At 42.3% G+C, this 305-nt stretch carries 1 protein-coding gene; it reads left to right on the top strand.

Annotated features, from left to right (window positions below; genetic code table 11):
- Nucleotides 1-132 precede the first annotated feature (132 nt).
- Nucleotides 133-305 (top strand): transposase zinc-binding domain-containing protein (locus tag HC733_RS22755; RefSeq protein WP_190367208.1); only part of this gene is annotated, 173 nt, incomplete at its 3' end.

Below are 305 nucleotides of genomic sequence, written 5' to 3'. Positions count from 1 at the left end.
TGCTTTAATTTGCTCTAATGATGTTGTGGTATTCATTGATCACACCTTAGTTGTTTAGGTTGCAATCAAGTATGCCGGATGGTTTTTACTTATTTGCGCTATCTTGCCGTAAGGTCACAGTTGGAGTAAACAATGACCGCTTTGCACCTCGCTGATATTTTAAACTCAAACCTTGAGAATTATCGACAACATCATACGGTGAGCTATCAACAACTGCGTGTCTGTCAGCATCTTCAATCATGCAGAACAGGTCAGCTCGGTTATCAAGCATGGCAATGTGATAGCTGTGGGGAGTCGCAGCAGAT

Source organism: Pseudoalteromonas sp. S16_S37, from assembly GCF_014694405.1.
Taxonomy (GTDB): Bacteria; Pseudomonadota; Gammaproteobacteria; order Enterobacterales; family Alteromonadaceae; genus Pseudoalteromonas.
The sequence above is the reverse complement of the archived record's forward strand: the minus strand, read 5'-3'. Positions and strand labels throughout refer to the sequence as shown.